Origin of the sequence: Streptomyces hilarionis (assembly GCF_024539675.1) — a bacterium.
Classification (GTDB): Bacteria; Actinomycetota; Actinomycetes; order Streptomycetales; family Streptomycetaceae; genus Streptomyces; species Streptomyces hilarionis.
Map to the genome: position 1 here is coordinate 1 of NZ_JAHHIT010000876.1, position 240 is coordinate 240.

Genomic DNA, 240 nt, shown 5'->3' on the forward strand with positions numbered 1-240 from the left:
GTCGCTTTCTTTCAGTCCACTCAGCAGACCCGCAATCATCTGGCTCTGGTCATTGGGGCGATTACTCGATTCCGTCAGCAATTCATCCATGCGGCAATCGAAAATGTCCGCCAGTTGCATCAGTTTGACCACGGTAAGCTCCACTACTCCCCGTTCCAGGCGAGAGATGGCTTCGCTACCGATCCCTAAACGCTCAGCTACCTCTTCTTGGGTCAGATTACGTTCGCTGCGGTGCTTCGC

At 54.2% G+C, this 240-nt stretch carries 1 protein-coding gene; it reads right to left on the bottom strand.

What is annotated here, in order from left to right; all coding sequences use genetic code 11:
* On the bottom strand, nt 1–240 hold a 240-nt coding region (locus KMS84_RS44855; RefSeq protein ID WP_256921668.1), incomplete at both ends, for a helix-turn-helix domain-containing protein.